A 628-nucleotide genomic window follows, 5' to 3' on the forward strand; every position below is an offset into this window, starting at 1 on the left:
GCATGATTGTAACCCTTTATGATGACATTGATCTTTATGGTGAAAAAATAACATTAAAGAATGATATTAATCTACAGCAACTAAAATCATCAGGGTTTTATAACAGGATAAAATCATATCAAATAGCACCGGCAATCTGTTTTTATACAGAAGATGGGTTTCAGGGTGAAACTACTTGTTTAGCATCCAATCAACAAATAGATTTTTATCACGATACAGAAAACATCCTTGAGTCTGACAGAGAAGTACTACCTATTCATAATGATAGTATTCAATCCATCACCATACCCCAAGGAATGATAGCAACAATCTACAAGAATGATAATTTCAATGCTCCTTTTTTTAAGTTAACAGAAAGCATTACTGATAATAGTTTAAAAGCACTGGAAATGAGTAATACAATCACTGGTATCAAGGTATCAGAAAGCAAAGGCCTGAGCTGTGATCAACAGTGTGTCATTGTAACCAACCATAAAATAAAACTCGCTGATGTATTTGGTAAATACTGGAACGACGAACGATTGAAAAATAAGCAGATTTTATTGGTTTTTAACACTATGAATTTAGGAGAAGACGATAATTATGTTCTCACATTATTTAACGGTGCGAACATTAACATTAATAAAAG

Annotated in this window: 1 pseudogene; it reads left to right on the forward strand. The window is 32.2% G+C overall.

Features of this window, described 5'->3' with window-relative positions:
- Window positions 1-628 (forward strand): annotated as a pseudogene (locus V2A85_RS24285) (GNAT family N-acetyltransferase); the annotation flags it as partial.

Source organism: Yersinia sp. 1252 StPb PI (assembly GCF_048593885.1).
GTDB classification, from domain to species: Bacteria; Pseudomonadota; Gammaproteobacteria; order Enterobacterales; family Enterobacteriaceae; genus Yersinia; species Yersinia enterocolitica_E.